The following is a 17,581-nucleotide window of genomic DNA, read 5'->3' as shown; positions in this document are numbered from 1 at the left end:
GTCAGGCGGGCTCGGTCACGACGCCGATACGCCTGTAGGTGAATGGTTCGTCCTCCGAAGGAACTGTCGCGGTGCGCTTGGCTTCGTCGATCAGCATCGCCATGCGCGCGTGGATCGGCGATTTCGCGCAAGCCGGATCCGTTGCGGCGGCATCGCCGGCGATCGCCATCGCCTGGCAGCGGCAACCGCCCCAATCGATCTCGCGTCGTTCACAGCCGCGACAGGGTTCCTGCATCCAGTCCGTGCCGCGGAAGGCATTGAACGCCGGCGAATCGGCCCAGATCGAGGAGAGGGTGTGTGGTTTGAAACGCTCGAAGCTGAGCGCCGGGATCGTCTGCGCGGCATGGCACGGCAGCACGGTGCCGTCAGGCGCCACCATGAACGCGTCACGCGCCCAGCCACCCATGCACGGTTTGGGGTAGATGGCGAAATAGTCTGGTGTCACGAAATCGATGTTGATAATGCCGGCCAGCCGCTCGCGTGCTTCCGCGACGATTTCCGCCTGCCGGTCGACTGCTGCACGCTCGGGCATCAGCTGATCGCGATTGATCAAAGCCCAGCCAGCGTACTGGACGTTGGCGATCTCGAGCCTCTCCGCGTCCAGCGAAAGGGCAAGATCGATGAACTCCGGTACCTCCTCGATGTTATGGCGATGGATCGGCGCGTTGATGGTGAGAGGCAAGCCGGCAGCTCGCGCGCGGCGTGCCGTCTCCAGCTTCTTGTCGTGGCTGCCTTTGTGGTTGCCGATGCGTTCGGTGGTCTCAGGCCGTGCGCCCTGAAAGCTCAATTGCAGATGGTCGAGCCCGGCTTCGGCAAATGCTTCGATGCGGCCTTCGGCGATGCCGACGCCCGCGGTAATCAGATTTGTATAGACGCCGCGCGCTGAAAGTCCGGCGATCAATTGCTCGAGGTCGCGGCGCAGCGTCGGCTCACCGCCTGACAGATGCACCTGCAGAACACCGAGATCGGCGGCCTCCGAGAACAGGCTGAGCCAGGTCTGTGTGTCGAGTTCGCGATTGGCCTTCTGCAATTCGAGCGGGTTGGAGCAATAAGGACATTGCAGCGGGCAGCGATGTGTCAGTTCCGCCAGCATGCCGATAGGAGGGAGGAGGGGCGTGTTCATAGCTTCACCAGCAGCTTGTCCGACCACTCTTGCAGGAAGGCGATGACGTCGGCCGCCACGGCCTCCTCCTCGGCCTCATAATCCGTGGCAAGGCCGGCGATGATTTCGCCGACCGTGGACCGTCCGTCGCAGCGCCGCAATATGTCGAGGCTGATATCGTTCGGCCAGAATATTCTCTCCGGTGAAAGCACGGCGAACGCCTGCCGCACGGAATCGTACTGTATGCGCACGTGCTTCGGCAGGAAGGGTATCGATCGCAGCGACACCAAGGCTCTTTCGCGCAGCATCATGGGGCTGCCTCGGGGCGGAAGGCGCCGGGCGGTATGTTTCCCGGCTCGCCATAGGCGTGTTGAAGCGCATCAAGCATGGCCCAGAGTATATCGCATTTGAACACCAGCGCATCTATTGCCTGCTGCTGGCGTTCCGCCGTATCAGCATGGCTGAGCACGTAGGTGAGGGCGAAGTCGGCGTCGCGCGAGGCTTGTTCGGGCCGTTGCTTGAAATAGGCCAGCGTATCCTCGGTGATATAATCGTATTTGGCCAGCATCGCCGGTACGCGCTCGCCGATGATAAGCGGTGAGAACATCTCGGTCAGCGACGACGCGACCGCCTCGAACAGCGTCCGGTTGGTGCAAAAGGAGAGGTAGGCCCCCACGGCGAACCGTGTCGCCGGCAGTGCCAGCCTTTCGCTCTTCACGGCCTCGGCGTCCAGACCGAGTGAGGTTGCCAGATGCAGCCAGCGCGCGATACCGCCGCTCCAGCCGTCCTCGCCATCATGGTCTTCGATACGTTTGCGCCAGGCGGCGCGAAACGCCGGATCCTCGGCATGTGCGAGGATCATGGCATCCTTGCGCGGGATGACAGCCTGGTAGCAATAACGGTTCAGCGCCCAGGCCTTCATCTCGGCCTTCGACAGCGCGCCGCTGGTCATCCTGTGATGGAAGGGATGATGATTGTGGTAGCGCTCGGCGCCGACCTGCCTCAGCACGGCTTCGAGATCGCTCGTGGACAGGCCGCCTTTGGCCGCATCGCGGAAATCGTTCAAAATTCCATCTCCATGCCGTCGCCTGCGACTTCCCAGCCTGCCGCCTTGACCGCCGCGTGTTCGGCCGAATTCTCGTCAAGGATCGGATTGGTGTTGTTGATATGGACGAAGACGCGGCGGCCCAGCCTCACATCGGCCAGGCTGGCGATCGAACCCGCGTCTCCCGAAATCGCCAGATGCCCCATGCGCGCGCCGGTTTTCTGACCGACGCCGGCGACGATCATCTCGTCGTCGGTGTAGACAGTGCCGTCGAACAGAAGACAGGCTGCATCGCAAAGACGCGCGCGCAGCGTCGCATCGATGCGCGCGCAGCCCGGGATGTAGAAGACAGAATCGCGGCTGCCGATACCCGCAATTCGGACTCCAATCGTGTCACCGGCGTCGGAGCTGAAATTGGCATCCGGATGGTCTTTGTCCTCCAGATAGAGTGCTATCTTTCCAGGCACCGGAAAGCTCTCGATCATCACGCCGGTCTCGCTGCCTTCCGCATCGCAGATGACCAATTCTTTCGCTGTCGGCAGGATGCGCCGCGGCACGACCGCCGGATCGAGAACGTTGAAAATCGAATTCGCCTCCAGCGTCGCCAGAACCTGCGCCGTTGCATAGATGGCGAAAGGCTGCCGCTCGCGCAGGCTGAGCAGTCCGGCGATATGATCGACATCGGCATTGGTCAGCACCACCGCGCGGATAGGCGTCGAACGCAGCGGCGCGTCGCGCGCAGGTTGCAACTCTGGCGTTGCCGCGATCTGCTGGCGAATGTCGGGTGAGGCATTGAAAAGAACCCAGCCGACGCCATCCGTCGAAGCGATGACACTTGATTGGGTTCGTGAATGCACGCCAGCCATCCCGGAGCGGGCCGCACGACTGAGACGATAATTACAATTCCATTGCGGAAAGCCGCCGCCTGCCGCCGATCCGATGATCCTCAAATGCATGAAAACGCCCGCCCCGCGGCTTCTCTGACCAGCAGGCAATTTGCAGCCCTGAAAAGTGCCGCGCGCGCCCTACACGCGTCAAAACCTTTCGCCAAAACCCTTGCGGGGATGCGTGCCCCTGTTGCCAGGGACACGCACCTCTGCGGCCTACCTCTTGGGAGTAATTTCGGCAGGCAGATACCGAGAAATTTCCATGCCCGCAGCAACCTGGCACATGGTCGGTTTTTTCCAGTTCTTCTTCATGACATTTCTCCTCTTATACCAGTCCGAAGGGACCGATCCCTGTTGTTAGCCAACCATTGCAGGGCACCGAAGCAATGGCTCGTCCATCACGTCTCAAAATGGACAAACGAAAAAGTAGGTTTTGAAAAATCGAAAAGCAAAACTACCGGGAATAATAGCAAAACCTTCCTTCAATTGCTCGTTTCATATGGTCTTTTCACCTCCAGCGGAAGATTTGCACCTTCCCACCCATCAGCGCCGAGTGGATACCAGATTACCGAACTGTAGCCCCACTCGATCGCCCGTTTGGCGGCATTCCAGGACATCCAGCAATTCGTCATGCAATAGAACAGAATCGCTCGCGATTTGTCCGTGCCGGCCTTGGCTTCGAGGCCTTGGCGAAAATAGCTGGTGGTCTCTTGCGAAATAGCGCCGTATCCCACGTTGGCCAGCCATGTACTGCCTGGAATGTCCTTTCTAACCTTGTCTCTCCATATCGTTCCTGCCGGCAAATTGGTCGGCTTGGGCGTGTTCGGCATCACGTCGAAGAAGACTGCTTTCTTCGCTCGCCACAGCGCTTCAGCTTCCGCCGTCGTCACCACCCTGGCGCCTTGCAGCGTCGGCGGCACCGGCGCCCGATAGTCGTCCATCCGGTACCCCCTGGGTTCGGCGATCTCGCCAGCCCGCGTCGGTTCGGCCAGACCCATAAGGCTCGCAGCGACCAGCAAAAAAACAGCCTCCTTTCCCTTCATTGGGTGATCGGATTGTCGTGTTCATCGATCAGCGGCACGTTGTAACTCAGCAGGAGCCTGTTGATCTCCGCCTGGTTTTCCCTGATCACCCGGTTGAGCGTCCGCTTCCATTCCTGGTCGGACGGACGTACGCCCATGGTGATGCGGTAGGACATCCGCGAGCCGGTTTTTTCCTTTACCAGCGGAACAATCGCCACATCGGCTCCAAGTTGCTTGGCATAGTAGCCTGCCATCGGTCCCCACAGGACCGCCGCGTCGATCTTGTGGGCCAGCATGTCCTTGATCATGACCTCCCCCATGGAGGGGGTGACACGCGTATCCACCGCAAGCGGATAGATCTTGGCGGTCCGCAGAAGCTTGTTGGCGGCCATGTTGGCGGTTGGCGGCGTGCGCTCGACAACCCCGATCGTCTTGCCCGTGAGTTTGGGATCCTCGATCGTTTCGACGCCCTCCATATCGTTGCCCTTCGGGTAGACCAGCACATATGTGGAGCGATAATAGGCGTTGGTGTTCTGCACCAGTTCATCGCCTTGGGCATAGCCCATGATGATGTCGCATCGGTTCGCTCCCAGCGTGTTGCGAACGAAGCCGGTGACAAGTGGAAACCAGGTATAGGCGACGGACTTCCGTCCGGTTTTCGCGGCTACCAGTTCGGCGAGTTTGTTTTCGAAGCCTTCGCCGCTCTTGTCGGTGAAGGGCATATTCGAAGGATCGGCGCAGACGCGCAGAATGTCGGGATCGACCAGTTCTCCCGCCGCGCCGAGGCCGGCGCCTTGCGCCTGCGCGTTCGATGGCAACAAGGCCAGTGCGCCGAGAATCGGCAGAACGACGCGCAGCTTCAATGCACCGCAGCCGTTCATGTCATCCGCCCATGCAGGATGCTTCGGCATCCTTCGCCGCCTGCGGCTTGTCTTCGTGCTTGGGCGGCCTGCCGCGTGGCGCCGCACCATCGGCGCGCGCGCGCAGGTAGACATAGAGATCGTCCAGGTAGCAATAGACGTTCTTGTTGTCGCCAAAGGCAGGCATGACGTTTTCCTTGCCGCCGCCGACATTCTTGCGGCCCTCGGCGACGATCGAGAGGAACGTGGCGTAGTCCATGGTTTTCAAGCTGTTGACCAGGGCCGGCGCGTAGCTCGAACCTGTCGCATCCTGTCCGTGACAGACATGGCAATCGGAGTGATACCGGCGGTAGCCGCTGAACGTGTACCAGTCGACGGTTCCGTTCTCGATCTTGTAGGTCGGATTTCCATCCGCATCCAAATACTTGCCGCCTTCTTGCTTCACCGCCTTGGCTTTTTCCATGCTGTCCTCGGCCCACGCCACGCCTGAGCTTGCCAGAGGCAGCAGAGCCAGGACGAAAGCCGAAATTACAATGCGAACGGACATTCAAACGCTTCCTTCATTTGCCGTGGACACGGTTTTGCTGCCGTGGCCGGCATTGATCGGTGTGTCGGGGGTGCAACCGCATCGAGAGCCCGGCCATGGTTTCGGATGATCCGGGCTCTCGTTTTTCAAACCTCCGGTCCAACAAGACCTGAGGCGTGCTTAAGGTTCCCCGCCCGTCAGTCCGGGAGACCGAAGACGGTGAGCTGACCGCCCAGCGTCGTATAGTCGGCAAGTGCCGCGTAGCCGCCGACGGCACCCAGACCAGCGGTACCAACGACAGCGGACTGATCGCCTTGCGCACGGCCCTGATCGACGGCGCCATGCCAGGCAGCAGCGTTGTCAGGCGAAAGCAGACCGCCTGCCAGACCGATACCTGCCCACCCACCGACGCCGGACAGAACGGCGATGTACTGCTTGCCGTCATGCTCGTACGTGGTGATGTTGCCGATGATGCCGGACGGGGTCTTGAACTTGTAAAGTTCCTTGCCGTCCTTATCGACCGCCTTGATGTAGCCTTCGAGCGTGCCGTAGAAGACGACGTCGCCATCTGTCGCCAACGCGCCCGACCACACGGAGAACTTCTCAGGCTTCGACCAGACGATCTCGCCCTTGGCCGCATCCCAGGCAATGAAGTTGCCCATGCTGCCGTCGCCGCCAGGTGCCGGGTACATCGACACTGTGGCGCCAACATAAGGCTGACCGGCGGTGTAGCTTACCTTGTACGGCTCATAGTCCATGCAGACATGGTTGGTCGGAACATAGAACAGGCCGGTTTTCGGCGAATAGGCAGCTGGCTGTTGATCCTTCGTTCCAAGCGCCGCCGGGCAAATACCCGTCGAGTTGGTGTCTTCGCCGTTCTGCTGGGTCGAATATTTCGCCACGACCTGCGGGCGACCATACTGTTCGCTCTTTGGGTCCATGACGACTTCCGTCGCCCAGTTCACCGCTGGATCGTATTTCTTGGCGACGAGAAGCTCGCCGGTGGCGCGATCCATGGTGTAGGCGAAACCATTACGATCGAAATGCACCAGCACGTCGTGTTTGGCGCCATTGACCTCCATGCCGTCGACGAGGATCATCTCGTTGATGCCGTCATAGTCCCATTCGTCATGCGGGGTCATCTGGTAGAGCCATTTGGCAACACCGGTATCGGCATCGCGGGCCATGATCGTCATTGACCAGCGGTTGTCGCCAGGCCGTTGGACCGGGTTCCATGTCGAGGGATTGCCGGTGCCGTAGTAGACCAGGTTCAGCTTGGGATCATAGGAATACCATCCCCATGTCGTGCCGCCGCCTGTCTTCCATTGCTCGCCTTCCCAGGTGTTGGTGCCGGAATCCTTGCCTACCGGCTTGCCCAGCTGGGTGGTTTTCTCGGGATCGATCAGGGTGTCGGCGTCGGGACCTTCCGAATAGGCTTTCCAGGCAAGTTTGCCGTCTTTCAGATTGTAGGCGGCCAGCCAGCCGCGAACGCCGAATTCGGCGCCGGACACGCCGATGAGTACCTTATCCTTGACCACGACGGGGGCAGCCGTGCCGGATTCGCCTTTGCCGCCGTCGGTCATGTCGCCATTCTTGACCGACCAGACGACCTTGCCGGTCTTTGCATCGAGGGCGACGACCGTGGTGTCCGCCTGATTGAGAATGATCTTGCCGTCACCATAGGCAACACCGCGATTGACCGTATCGCAACACATGATCGGAATGACATTCGGATCCTGCTTGGGCTCGTATTTCCAGAGGATCTTCCCGTCATTCTTGAGGTCGAGCGCAAAGACATTGTTTGGGAAGGGCGTATGGACATACATCACATCGCCGATGATCAGCGGTCCACCCTCATGCCCGCGCAGCACGCCGGTGGAAAAGGTCCATTTGACCTGCAGGTTCTTCACATTATCCGCAGTAATCTGGTTGAGTTTGGAATAGCGGGTGTTGGCGTAGTCACCCGTCTGCATCGCCCAGTTCTTCGCATCCGAAGCGAGCTTTGCAAGATCCTCGTTGGCCGACGCCGTATAGGCCGCGCCGAGCGACAGAAACGCCGCAGTGGTTAGAATATACGTAGCTTTCGTAAGTACACGCATCCGAATTCCTCCCGGGGTTCACAGTGATGAATCGACTGTCAGGCCCACAAGGGCTCGCCCAAGCGATTCACGGGGGGGAAATATTTCCGGCAGCGTGTCACGACCTAAGCCAGATGTGCAGAGGGCACCGTTACTGCCCACCTCACTTTGGCCTACGAAAGACTGTCGCCGCTCCCTAATGACGGTGACGCCCTTGAAGCCGGAAACAGGGAAAGGCTATGTCATCCCAAAAGGCTAGGCAAGCAAAAAAGGCCTAGTGCATTGTTGCACCGCAATATTCTAAATGATGCACTGCAATATACAGAAATGAACAGAACTACAAGATTAATATGAAGTGTTTTATGCCTCCGTGGAGACCGAGAACGGTATTAAGATAGTCTTACGGTCGATCTTTTGATTTAATATACAACAAGGTTATTTGATAATGTTTATCGGCGCCCATCTTGGATGGCATGTAAAAAGTCTCGCCGTTGCCCGGTATTGAGCGAGATGCGAAGCGGTCGTAGGAGCCTGGGCGCGGAGCCGGTGATCAAGTCGTCATCCGCAGCTATCGCTCGTGGACAGCCCTTTCCTCCTTTGGTCGTATACGGAACTCATGGGTGCTTGACTGGCTTTACGGCGCGTTGCCAACTGGCACGCCGATCCCGTCCGGGCGCATCGAACCCGGACCAACCGGAGGTTCCTCATGATCAGATATGTTGGATTTTCGACCTTGCCGCTGCTCTTCACCGCGACGCTGGCCATCGCAAACCCGGCGGGTGCTGCGGGAGATTATCCCACGGTAACGGTTGTCGACTACGTGCTCGGCTGCATGCGAACGAACGGCCAGACGCGTCAGGCGCTGGAAAGCTGTTCCTGCTCGATCGACGTCATCGCCTCGATCCTTCCCTACGACCACTATGAGACGGCTGAGACCTTCAAGAGCATGTCTTTGACGACGGGGGAAAACGCGGGGCTGTTTCGCGAAAGCGCACCGGCGAAGGCAGCCCGTACAGAGCTGAAGCGTGCGCAGTCTGAAGCCGACGTGCGTTGCTTCTAAAGATCAAGCGTGCCCATCGCGGTGGCAGTGCGGCATACCGTATTTCGAGACTTCAGAGCCCCGTTTTCTCCAGCGGCCACTGATTGCGGAATACCTTGCCATCCGTGTCGATCGCTTCGACCTGGATTTCACCATTGCCGTGCGCCGTGAAATCGAATCGGAAATTGGGGTCTTCCGAAATCGATATTCCACCTTCCATCGAGAGGATCGGCCGGCCGGCCTGCGAGATCGACAGCTTCTGAACAAAATGCGCGGGAATGAAATACTGGGTCAGTGGATCCCGCTGCAGGCCCGAATTGTTCGGGTGGCGGATCATCAACTGCAACTCCTCTGCCTTGCTCATCGTCTCTTGGGGTGGGAACTGGCGCAACTTCATCTGCCCCATCGTCGCCATGGCCTCGTCCTGGTTCTTGACCGCAGGGGCGGAGCAGCCGCCTGACGCCTTGACGAAGGTCTGAGCCATGTGGAGTTGGCCGCCTTGAGTCTCCGCTATGGCACGCAAATAGGAATAATCGTTGACGCGCACGCGTGTCGACAGATGTGTCACCCCGGCGTCCTTGCCGATCTGGAACGTTGCCGCCACCGGCGCAGGATTGGCGTCGATGATCAAGGTCACGGATTTGATGCCGTCCGGCGCCTTGGCTGGGTCGACATAGATGTCGACAGGCACGATGGCGGCATCTTGCGCCCGCTTTGGCGCTTCGATCCTGACCACGCCGGTATCGACCAGAATAGCTCGGTCGCCGAACACGTCGCCTTTCAAGTCTTCCCAGATCTTCTCCGAAGAAGCCGTTGTTTGCTGTGCGTTGGCGGCTGAGGAGACGCCGAACAGCGTACCGATGGTCAAGATGATTGCGGCCAAGAATGGTGCAAGCGACAAGGCGAACTGCCTGCTCGCGTAAGCGTGATTTTGCATTTCGATGCCTCCACCAATGCAACAGAGGTGGTGCCCAGGCTGGCGTTTAGAATATGCCTTTGACGACGCGTTGGCAAATCGCCCCACTTCATGATCTCTGGCGCATGTCGGTGTGGTCTATTCCCATTCGAGTTCAGCAAAAGCAGCCGTTGCGTTGCGCTCATTGTAGTCGTCGAACAGGTGCCATTTGCCCCGTTCGCTTCCGGCGGCGGTTTTGACGGCCTCTCGGAGCGGCGTCCCGTCGGCGATCGCCTTGCGGATATCGCGCGCCAGAATCTCGAAATAGCGCCGTTCTCCTGCCAGCGCCTGCGGCCAGTCGGCCGGCACCGGACCATGACCCGGAACGACGCGCGCGGCGCTGATCGCGGCGAGCGCATCCATCTGGCGGAGCCAGCCAAGCAGCGATCCGTCGAGCGTCGGCAAGGAGCCCATGAACACGAGATCGCCGGCAAAGAGCGTGCTGGTCTCGGGGTCGAAGACGGTCAGGTCGTTGTCGGTGTGCGCAGCCTTCCATGCCCGCAGTTCGAGCATGCGCCCCCCGAGATCGAGTTCCAGGCGATCATCGACCAGCATCGCCGGCGAAACGATCTCGACTCCGTTCATAAGCGCTTCGCCGACCTGTTCGCGATAATTGTGCAGATAGAACGCACCACGCGCCTCGAGGGCACGCGGCAAATTGCGATGGCCAACAATGGTCGCGCCGATCTCCCGGAATGCCGCATTGCCGAAAATGTGATCGGGATGCATGTGGGTGTTGATCAGGAAGCGAACCGGTTTTGCGGTTATCTTTCCGATCGCGGCGAGCAAGGCGTGCGCCTCGGTCAGGCTGCCGCCACTGTCGATGACGGCAACCGCGTCGGTGCCGACGACGACGCCCAGATTGCAGATGGCACCGTCGTTTGTTGCGGTCATCAATTCATCCACGCCCTGAAAGGCGAAGACGCCGTCGGCGATTTGGCCAACCGAGAACCGCAGGCTGCCAGCCGCGGCCAAGGCGGCTCGTCCGAGGCAGCATGGCAGCAAGGCAGCGCTGACGGCGGTGCAGGCAAAGCCACTCATAACCCTGCGTCGTAGCCGATCAATCGACATGGGGTCCTCCGATATGCATTCGCCATCAGGGCGTTCAGGTGACGCCCGGGAACCTTTGCCGGAACGACCGCAGAAGGTCACTCATCACCTGTGAATTGCGATGTTGCCGAGGCAACCGCACGTCGAACACGCCGAGCACATGTGCTGGTCGCGGCGCGAGCACGATGATGCGATCCGACAGCATCAGCGCCTCGCGTAGATCGTGCGTTATCATCAAGGCGGTCGTGGGTCGTGCCGACCATACCGACAGAAGCAGGTGACGAAGCCGCTCGGCGGTCTGGTGGTCGAGCGAGACAAAGGGTTCGTCCAGGACAAGCATCGCCGGCTCGGTAGCGAAGGCCCTGGCAAGTGCTGCCCTGCGCGCAAGGCCGAGCGACAGTTCCGCAGGATAGAGAGAACGCATGCCGGCGAGGCCGAGAGTTTCAAAGAGCCCGTCAAGATTCTTCGTTCTCAAGCTTTTCGGCAAGGCCAACCTGACATTTTGCTCCACCGTTCGCCACGGCAGCAAGATCGGCTCCTGGAACACGGCCGCAATGCGGTTGGAGCCTCCTTGCGGCAACTGGAAGGATCCGGAAAAATCCTTGTCCAATCCAAGCAGGATACGCAGTGTCGTGGTCTTGCCGCAGCCCGACGGTCCCAGCAAGCAGGCGAACTCGCCTTGCCGGACCTCGAAGGAAAGGTCCTGAAGCGCCGTGATCGAGACGCCTTGCGCGGACCTGAAAGTCTTTTCAGCGATATCGACCCTAAGCGGGACGACGGCGCCAACGGGTTGCATGTCGTTCAACGGGTTGCACCAAAAGAAGTTCGATGACGAGCATCACCGCCACGAAAGCCAGTGTGTAGGCAAGAATGGCGGCGACGTCGAAGAGCTGGAAATAGAGATGGATTTGGAAGCCGACGCCGTTCGACCGGCCGAGCAGTTCGACGACCAGGACGATCTTCCAGATGAGGGCGATGCCGGATCGTGACGCGGCGGCAAGATAGGGTTGCAATTGCGGCAGCAGGATGTGGCGGATGCGATCGAGAGGACCGAAGCGATAGACAGTGGCCATTTCGGCGTAGCTCGGATCAAGCGCCCTGGCGCCCTCACGCATCGTCACCACGACATTCGGGATTTTGTTCACCGCCACCGCGCCGATCGCCGCCGCCTCGTTGAGGCCGAACCATATGTAGCCGAGGACGATGACCACCAGCGCCGGGATGTTGAGGAATAGAATTACCCATGGGTTGAAAAAGCGGTCGGCGCGACGATAGCTGCCGAGCAGAACGCCGATCACCGATCCTATGATCATCGCGACGATATATGCCGCGGCGACCCGGCCGAGGGTCGCGCCGAGATGATAGAAGAGGTCGCCGCTCGCAGCCTCCCTGAGGAGCACCTGCCAGACCTGTCCCGGCCCCGGGAGGGCACGGCTCCGCCAGACACTCGCCGCAAGGCTCCACAGCAGGCAAAGCCCGAGCAAGGAAACCGCCACGGTCAGCGCGGGCATCAGCGTTGTCGCCAAGCTGGATCGCCCGGACATGCTCGTCGGGGCACCTCGCGTGCCGTTGCTGGTTTCCGGTGCGGTCATTCCGTGCGGTCCTGCCAGAATGTGCCGGGCGCCATCTCGGGCGCGCTGCCGACCAGCTTCGCGCCACCGATCGCCGCCAGCACGTGATAGAGCTTGCCGGCGTCGGCCGCTTCCTCGGCGACCGCCCGCCTGGGGATGCCTTGGCGGTAGCGGTCGCGCAGTTTTTCCAGCTCTTTGCCTTCCGCGCGAATGATCGGCGCCAGGCGCAGCCACTCCTCGTCGGATCTGGCCAGCAGGTCCTTGGCTTGCGCGGAGGCCCTGACGAAGCCCCTGGCGGCCTCCGGGTTCTCGTTCGCCCATTGGTCGTGGAAGACGTAACCGAGTGCCGACACAGGTCCCAAGGCGCCGAGCTCACGCGTCGCATCGTTCACGCCCATCAATCGACGAAAGCCGTTGGCCTCGAGACGGGCGCAGAAATGCCAGAAATTCAGCACCGCATCGAGTTCGCCCTGCATGGCCTTTTCCGAAATCAGCGGTGGCGCGCCAAAGATGATGTCGCTGGTTGCCAACAGGTCGATCCCGTAGTCGCGTCTGGTCAGAGCCTGTATCAGGAGCCAGCTCTTGTCGAGCGGGCCGCCGGCGACGCCGATCTTCCTGTGCTTGAGGTCGGCGACCGTCTGGATCGGCGACCCCTCCTTCACCATGATCGCCCCCACGGCGGTCGAATAGGGGGCTAATGTGAGGTCGCCGCCTTCCGACCGTTGGCGCGAGACCCACAGCCAGTCGGAGACGATCATGTCGATCGCACCGGCCAGCAAGGCGACGTTGGTCGCGTCCTCCCCGGCGAAATCGATGATCTCCAGATCGATCCCGTTCGCCACATCGAATTTGTGTTCCGTCAACGTGTCGAGTTCCCAACTCACGGTTCCAAACTTCAGGACACCGATGCGAATCCTGGCTGCTGCAAAGGCAGGCCTGGCGGCGAGAGCAGCAACTGTGCCGAGAACCGCCAGACGCAGCGTGTTGCGCCGTGAAATCATCATGACACCTTCTCCCTGGGCTCCAGGACGTCAATCAGATCGATCGTTCCTTGCTCGGAAATGCGCATTTCCAGCGCATGACCTTGAGGGTCGGGTGTTCCTGAGACCATTTCGCGATCTCGCTGGGTGCAAGGAACATGCATTGGAGCAGAGAGCCGCGGCTCTCGAAATAGAGGTGTTCGTCTCGGCAATTGCCCGGATTGGTGCTGAGGCACACCGTTAATATGAGATCGACCATATCCATTTAGCACCTCTTGCGCTCCGGGACGCCTGTCTCGACTGGTCCGGCCCAATGAGGAGCCTGGACAAAATCGCCAGTTGCCGGATTCCCGAGGTGCCAGTGGAGAAACCGGATGTCTTGAAGCTACGCATTCGCCCGATAGCCGTCAACAAAGACGAATACCGGTACCCTGGGTACCCAAGCCTCTATACCTTTATACGATTGACTTTCACCCCACGCCAACTAGCTTTTCGATTCGCGCGGCGCCGCTTCACAAAGGGAAAGCGGATACTCCACCCCACCGCGTAAGGTGCATGCCAATGGATGAAAGATCGGCATGCGCAAAATCGTCCAGGGCACCCAGACGATCCATGAGGAAATGCCATGCGCGCAATCGCATTTTTCGCAGTCGTGTTTGCTGTGTCCTTCATCACAAGCCAATCCCAGGCACAGGATGCCGCGGCGGGTGAGAAGGTCTTCGCCAAATGCAAGGTCTGCCATGTCGCCGACCAGGACAAGAACAAGGTCGGCCCGTCGTTGAACGGCGTCATCGGCCGGACGGCTGGCACACACCCGGGGTTCAGTTACTCCCAAGCGATGGTCGCGGCAGGCAAGTCCGGCGTCAAATGGGACGAACCCACGCTGACGACTTACCTTCGCGATCCCAAGGCCATGGTCAAAGGAACGAAGATGGCGTTCGTCGGCCTCAAGCAGGACCAAGACATCGCCAACGTCATCGCCTATTTGAAGCAATTCTCGAAATAGCGGCGCCGCCGGCCGTTCGAACTTGCGTCCGGCCGGCGTTCGCCCCGATCAAGCACCGGCTTGCAGCCCCTGCATCGCCGCAGGCAGGTCGAAAAGGCTGTCGCAAACCTGGTCGGCGCCAAGCTCTTCAACCGGAAAATGGGTGTATCCGCCGCGCAGCAGAATGACGGGCATGCCGGCGGCGCGTGCGGCGCCTGCATCGGCGCCACTGTCTCCGATCAGCAGCGCGTCACAGGGGTCGACTCCAAGCTGGGCTAGCGCCAGCAGCAGGGCATCGGGCGCGGGTTTCAGGCATGTCACCGCGTCTCCGCCAATGATCGCACGGAAATATTCCGTCAGTCCGAAATGCAGCAGGATCTCGCGAGTCGCCAACTGCGGTTTGTTGGTCGCCACGCCCATGGCCATTCCCTTCGCGTAGAAGTGTGTGAGAACCTCCCTGACGCCAGGCATCAGTCTTGTCAGGCCGGTCAGATGTCGGCTGTAGATCGGCGCCATGACGCGGTTGGCCTCATCGAGCGCGTTGCCGACGAGCGGCGCTCCCGACGCCGCGAATGCCCGCTCTATCAATTTCCTGACGCCGCCACCGATCATGGCCTTGACCTGGTCCAGGCGCAACGGCGGCAGATCGCGGCTGGCCAGCAACTCGTTGACGGCGGCCGTTATATCAGGCGCCGAGTCGACCAGCGTGCCGTCGAGGTCGAACAGGATCGCCTTTGGCGGTCGAAGCGACCTACCTGCGCCGACATTCATGCAGCATCCTTCCACTTGATCGAGCAGCCGATCGAGGCGATCTGGTCGAACGGACCATCCCCGGTTCGAGCAACCTGCTTCATCGCCTCGAACAGATCGCGTCGCAGCCCGAGCGGTCCGGATTCGCGTCGCGACGCGTCCAGCCGGCCGCGATATTGCAGTCTCAGTTCGCTGTTGAACCCGAAGAAATCGGGAGTGCACACCGCTGCGTAGTCGCGCGCTACGGTCTGCGCCTCGTCGTGCAGGTAAGGGAAGCTGAAGCCGTTCGTCATGGCGAAGCGCTTCATGTGGTCGAAGGAATCGTCCGGGTAGGTGTCGGCATCGTTGGAGTTGATCGCGACGAAGCCGATGCCTTCGGCCTTGAGGTCATTGGCGTCGCGTACGATGCGAGAGATCACGGCCTTCACATAAGGGCAGTGATTGCAGATGAAGGCCACGACCAGGCCATTCGGGCCGGCGTGACCGAAGATGGAATGCGACGTGCCGTCGACGCCGGGCAAAACGGCATCGATGGCGGGCCAGCCGAAATCGCATACAGGTGGGACCGCAGCCATGTTCGTCTCCCCGACAACGGTTTACGCGGCTTTCCGGATCGCGCCATCGGCCGCCTGTCTGATGGCGCCGATATTGGCACGATAGGCTGCCTCGGTGCCTCCCTTGAATACAGCCGAACCGGCGACCAGTACGTTGGCGCCAGCCGCGGTGACCAGCGGGGCGGTTTCGGCCGTGACTCCGCCGTCGATCTCGATGTCAATCGGGCGATGGCCAACCAAGCCCTTGATCCGTCTGACTTTCTCGACGATCGCTGAAATGAAAGCCTGGCCGCCGAAGCCTGGATTGACCGTCATCAGCAGCACCAGATCGAGCCGGTCGAGCACATACTCGATGACACTCTCCGGCGTCGACGGATTGAGCGACACTCCGGCCTTCTTCCCAAGATTCCTGATCGCCTGCAATGAGCGGTCGAGATGCGGTCCAGCCTCGGCATGCACCGTGATGATGTCGCAACCGGCATCGGCGAAGGCGGCCAGATACGGGTCGGCCGGTGCGATCATCAGATGGCAGTCGAAGACCTTGTCCGTTCGGCCACGGATCGCCTTGATGACCGGCGGACCGAAGGTGATGTTGGGCACGAAATGCCCGTCCATCACGTCGAGATGGATCCAGTCGGCGCCCGCCTGAACGACAGCTTCGACCTCGTCGCCGAGCCGCGAGAAATCCGCGGAAAGCACGGAGGGCGCGATGATTGTCCTGGTGACCATGGTCGTCGTCTCCAATTTCTGTCTTTCGTCTCGGGGCGCCCGCCAGCCGGCTTCGTCCTGTCAGCGCGCCTTCGTCTCCGGTTCGCCTTCGAGCTTCCCTTCCGCGAATACGCGGCTGCCGCGGATATCGGATTCCTCGATGGTGATAAGGTCTGCCTTGGTCAGGGCACGGCTTCGCGATGCGAAAAGCCGATTGGCCTGGCGAAGCCGCGCCCGGTCCAGCCCATTGCGCACCGAGCGCGCGTTGGAGAAATGCGGCAGCCTCATGCGGATCGGAAGATACTCTTCGAGGGCCTGGGCGGCCGCTTCGCTGAGGCGGTAATTCTGCTCCGCCAGCATGATCTCGGCGATCGATTTCAGCTCGCTGACGCCGTAGTCGGGAAAATCGAGGTGGTGGGCGATGCGCGAACGCATGCCGGGATTGCTGTCGAAGAAACGATCCATCTTGTCCTTGTAGCCGGCAAGGATCACGACCAGGTCGTCACGATTGTTTTCCATGCATTGCAGCAGGATCTCGATCGATTCCTGGCCGTAGTCGCGTTCGTTCTCGGGCTTGTAGAGATAATAGGCCTCGTCGATGAAAAGCACGCCGCCCATGGCGCGCTTGATCACGTCGCGCGTCTTGGGTGCGGTGTGGCCCACATACTGGCCGACGAGATCGTCGCGTGTCACCGCGACCATGTGCCCCTCCCGGATATAGCCGAGGCGATGCAGGATTTCGGCCATCCTCAGCGCCACGGTGGTCTTGCCCGTGCCGGGATTTCCCGTAAAGTTCATATGTAGCGTTGGTGCGCCCGAGGTCAGCCCGAACTTGCGGCGAAGCCGGTCGACCAGGAGAAGAGCCGCGATCTCGCGGATGCGGTTCTTGATTGGCTTCAGGCCAATGAGTTCGCGATCGAGCTTGTCCATCACCTCGTCGATGTTGGACGCTTCGAACTCGGCCTGCAGATCAACCGATTCGTCCTGCGCGCCAGCGCCCTTTGCTATCGTGTCCAGCATGGCTCAGCTAGCTCCGCTCGCCCTCGGGCCTGTCGGTCGCATAAGGCACGATCGAATAACCCTGGCTGCGGCCGTCACGCTCCTGGCGCAGCAGCCGGAACCCGGGTTCGCTGGGTGGCCGGTTGACGATGAACGACATGCGCGGCGCTTCCCATCCCTTGGTCGAATCGAAGGCGGTTACCCGGACATACATGTTCGGACAGGCTTTCCGGCAAGCGTTGACTTCGAGCAGGATGCCCGCCGGGTCTCTCAAATCGAACATCGGGTTGCCGTACATTTCCCAATAGGTGTTTCGCGGATGCGGATCGTCCGTGTACTCGACGCTGACGGCCCAGTGGTTCTTCAGCGCATATTTGATCTGCGCCGAAATCTGCTCATCAGTGAGATCGGGCAGGAACGAGAACTGTCCCTGCGTGACCTTGTTTCCCGGATTGGTCATCATGGCGACG

Annotated in this window: 21 protein-coding genes; 2 read left to right on the top strand and 19 right to left on the bottom strand. The window is 60.5% G+C overall.

Annotation, left to right across the window (positions count from 1 at the left end; genetic code table 11):
* Position 1: 1 nt before the first annotated feature.
* From pqqE to FJ979_RS11675, 8 genes are all read right to left on the bottom strand, one after another.
* Positions 2-1,123 carry a pyrroloquinoline quinone biosynthesis protein PqqE gene (gene pqqE, locus FJ979_RS11715; protein WP_140566564.1) on the bottom strand — a complete coding sequence of 374 codons (1,122 nt, stop codon included), beginning with the start codon at positions 1,121-1,123 and terminating at the stop codon, positions 2-4.
* Positions 1,120-1,413: a pyrroloquinoline quinone biosynthesis peptide chaperone PqqD gene (pqqD, locus tag FJ979_RS11710; RefSeq protein ID WP_140498256.1), complete on the bottom strand. Its 294-nt coding sequence runs from the start codon at positions 1,411-1,413 to the stop codon at positions 1,120-1,122. The genes pqqE and pqqD overlap by 4 nt, the downstream gene beginning before the upstream one ends.
* On the bottom strand, positions 1,410-2,168 hold the full coding sequence (pqqC, locus tag FJ979_RS11705; protein ID WP_140498254.1) for a pyrroloquinoline-quinone synthase PqqC: 759 nt from the start codon (positions 2,166-2,168) through the stop codon (positions 1,410-1,412). The genes pqqD and pqqC overlap by 4 nt, the downstream gene beginning before the upstream one ends.
* Positions 2,165-3,103 carry a pyrroloquinoline quinone biosynthesis protein PqqB gene (pqqB, locus tag FJ979_RS11700; protein WP_140498251.1) on the bottom strand — a complete coding sequence of 313 codons (939 nt, stop codon included), beginning with the start codon at positions 3,101-3,103 and terminating at the stop codon, positions 2,165-2,167. Before pqqB ends, pqqC begins: the two co-directional genes overlap by 4 nt.
* A 413-nt stretch (positions 3,104-3,516) precedes the next feature.
* A complete protein-coding gene (locus FJ979_RS11690; RefSeq protein ID WP_140581044.1) occupies positions 3,517-4,077 on the bottom strand; it encodes a PQQ-dependent catabolism-associated CXXCW motif protein in 561 nt (186 codons plus the stop codon).
* Positions 4,074-4,967, bottom strand: a complete 894-nt coding sequence (locus FJ979_RS11685; RefSeq protein ID WP_140524717.1) for a substrate-binding domain-containing protein — start codon at positions 4,965-4,967, stop codon at positions 4,074-4,076. Before FJ979_RS11685 ends, FJ979_RS11690 begins: the two co-directional genes overlap by 4 nt.
* Positions 4,939-5,463, bottom strand: a complete 525-nt coding sequence (locus FJ979_RS11680; protein ID WP_140515133.1) for a c-type cytochrome, methanol metabolism-related — start codon at positions 5,461-5,463, stop codon at positions 4,939-4,941. The genes FJ979_RS11685 and FJ979_RS11680 overlap by 29 nt, the downstream gene beginning before the upstream one ends.
* A 176-nt stretch (positions 5,464-5,639) precedes the next feature.
* Positions 5,640-7,541, bottom strand: a complete 1,902-nt coding sequence (locus FJ979_RS11675) for a methanol/ethanol family PQQ-dependent dehydrogenase (protein WP_140498243.1) — start codon at positions 7,539-7,541, stop codon at positions 5,640-5,642.
* Between the two features lie 685 nt (positions 7,542-8,226).
* Here FJ979_RS11675 and FJ979_RS11670 point away from each other — a divergent pair.
* The gene (locus FJ979_RS11670; protein WP_140498241.1) at positions 8,227-8,580 is read left to right on the top strand and encodes a hypothetical protein; all 354 of its coding nucleotides are present in this window, start codon (positions 8,227-8,229) and stop codon (positions 8,578-8,580) included.
* Between the two features lie 52 nt (positions 8,581-8,632).
* On the opposite strand, the gene FJ979_RS11665 is transcribed toward FJ979_RS11670, so the two are convergent.
* The 6 genes from FJ979_RS11665 to FJ979_RS11640 form a co-directional block, all read right to left on the bottom strand.
* Positions 8,633-9,496 (bottom strand): quinoprotein dehydrogenase-associated SoxYZ-like carrier, encoded by an 864-nt coding sequence (locus tag FJ979_RS11665; RefSeq protein WP_140515257.1) that lies wholly within the window; start codon positions 9,494-9,496, stop codon positions 8,633-8,635.
* Positions 9,497-9,613: 117 nt separating this feature from the next.
* The gene (locus FJ979_RS11660; RefSeq protein WP_226880619.1) at positions 9,614-10,555 is read right to left on the bottom strand and encodes a quinoprotein relay system zinc metallohydrolase 2; all 942 of its coding nucleotides are present in this window, start codon (positions 10,553-10,555) and stop codon (positions 9,614-9,616) included.
* A 64-nt stretch (positions 10,556-10,619) separates the two neighbouring features.
* Positions 10,620-11,360, bottom strand: coding sequence for an ATP-binding cassette domain-containing protein (locus FJ979_RS11655; protein WP_140498534.1), 741 nt, complete (start codon positions 11,358-11,360; stop codon positions 10,620-10,622).
* Positions 11,329-12,075: an ABC transporter permease gene (locus FJ979_RS11650; RefSeq protein ID WP_224519073.1), complete on the bottom strand. Its 747-nt coding sequence runs from the start codon at positions 12,073-12,075 to the stop codon at positions 11,329-11,331. Before FJ979_RS11650 ends, FJ979_RS11655 begins: the two co-directional genes overlap by 32 nt.
* A 77-nt stretch (positions 12,076-12,152) precedes the next feature.
* A complete protein-coding gene (locus tag FJ979_RS11645) occupies positions 12,153-13,139 on the bottom strand; it encodes an ABC transporter substrate-binding protein (protein ID WP_140524715.1) in 987 nt (328 codons plus the stop codon).
* A 31-nt stretch (positions 13,140-13,170) separates the two neighbouring features.
* On the bottom strand, positions 13,171-13,380 hold the full coding sequence (locus tag FJ979_RS11640) for a hypothetical protein (RefSeq protein WP_140524714.1): 210 nt from the start codon (positions 13,378-13,380) through the stop codon (positions 13,171-13,173).
* 360 nt (positions 13,381-13,740) lie between these two features.
* On the opposite strand from FJ979_RS11640, the gene FJ979_RS11635 reads away from it, so the two are divergent.
* Positions 13,741-14,121 (top strand): cytochrome c family protein, encoded by a 381-nt coding sequence (locus tag FJ979_RS11635; protein WP_140498230.1) that lies wholly within the window; start codon positions 13,741-13,743, stop codon positions 14,119-14,121.
* Between the two features lie 48 nt (positions 14,122-14,169).
* Here the strand turns inward: FJ979_RS11635 and gph are convergent, their stop codons facing one another.
* Genes gph through FJ979_RS11610 form a run of 5 tightly spaced genes read right to left on the bottom strand, consistent with a single transcriptional unit; the run spans position 14,170 to position 17,574 of the window.
* Positions 14,170-14,871, bottom strand: coding sequence for a phosphoglycolate phosphatase (gene gph / locus FJ979_RS11630; RefSeq protein ID WP_140581041.1), 702 nt, complete (start codon positions 14,869-14,871; stop codon positions 14,170-14,172).
* The gene (locus tag FJ979_RS11625; RefSeq protein ID WP_140524712.1) at positions 14,868-15,425 is read right to left on the bottom strand and encodes a thioredoxin family protein; all 558 of its coding nucleotides are present in this window, start codon (positions 15,423-15,425) and stop codon (positions 14,868-14,870) included. The genes gph and FJ979_RS11625 overlap by 4 nt, the downstream gene beginning before the upstream one ends.
* 21 nt (positions 15,426-15,446) lie before the next feature.
* On the bottom strand, positions 15,447-16,133 hold the full coding sequence (gene rpe / locus FJ979_RS11620; RefSeq protein ID WP_140581038.1) for a ribulose-phosphate 3-epimerase: 687 nt from the start codon (positions 16,131-16,133) through the stop codon (positions 15,447-15,449).
* Positions 16,134-16,193: 60 nt separating this feature from the next.
* Positions 16,194-17,132, bottom strand: a complete 939-nt coding sequence (cbbX, locus tag FJ979_RS11615; RefSeq protein WP_140566596.1) for a CbbX protein — start codon at positions 17,130-17,132, stop codon at positions 16,194-16,196.
* A 7-nt stretch (positions 17,133-17,139) separates the two neighbouring features.
* Positions 17,140-17,574, bottom strand: coding sequence for a ribulose bisphosphate carboxylase small subunit (locus FJ979_RS11610; RefSeq protein ID WP_140498220.1), 435 nt, complete (start codon positions 17,572-17,574; stop codon positions 17,140-17,142).
* Positions 17,575-17,581 lie beyond the last annotated feature (7 nt).

Source organism: Mesorhizobium sp. B1-1-6 (assembly GCF_006443035.1).
Classification (GTDB): domain Bacteria; phylum Pseudomonadota; class Alphaproteobacteria; order Rhizobiales; family Rhizobiaceae; genus Mesorhizobium.
Note: the sequence above shows the minus strand (reverse complement) of the source record. Positions and strands in the feature narration are given on the sequence as shown.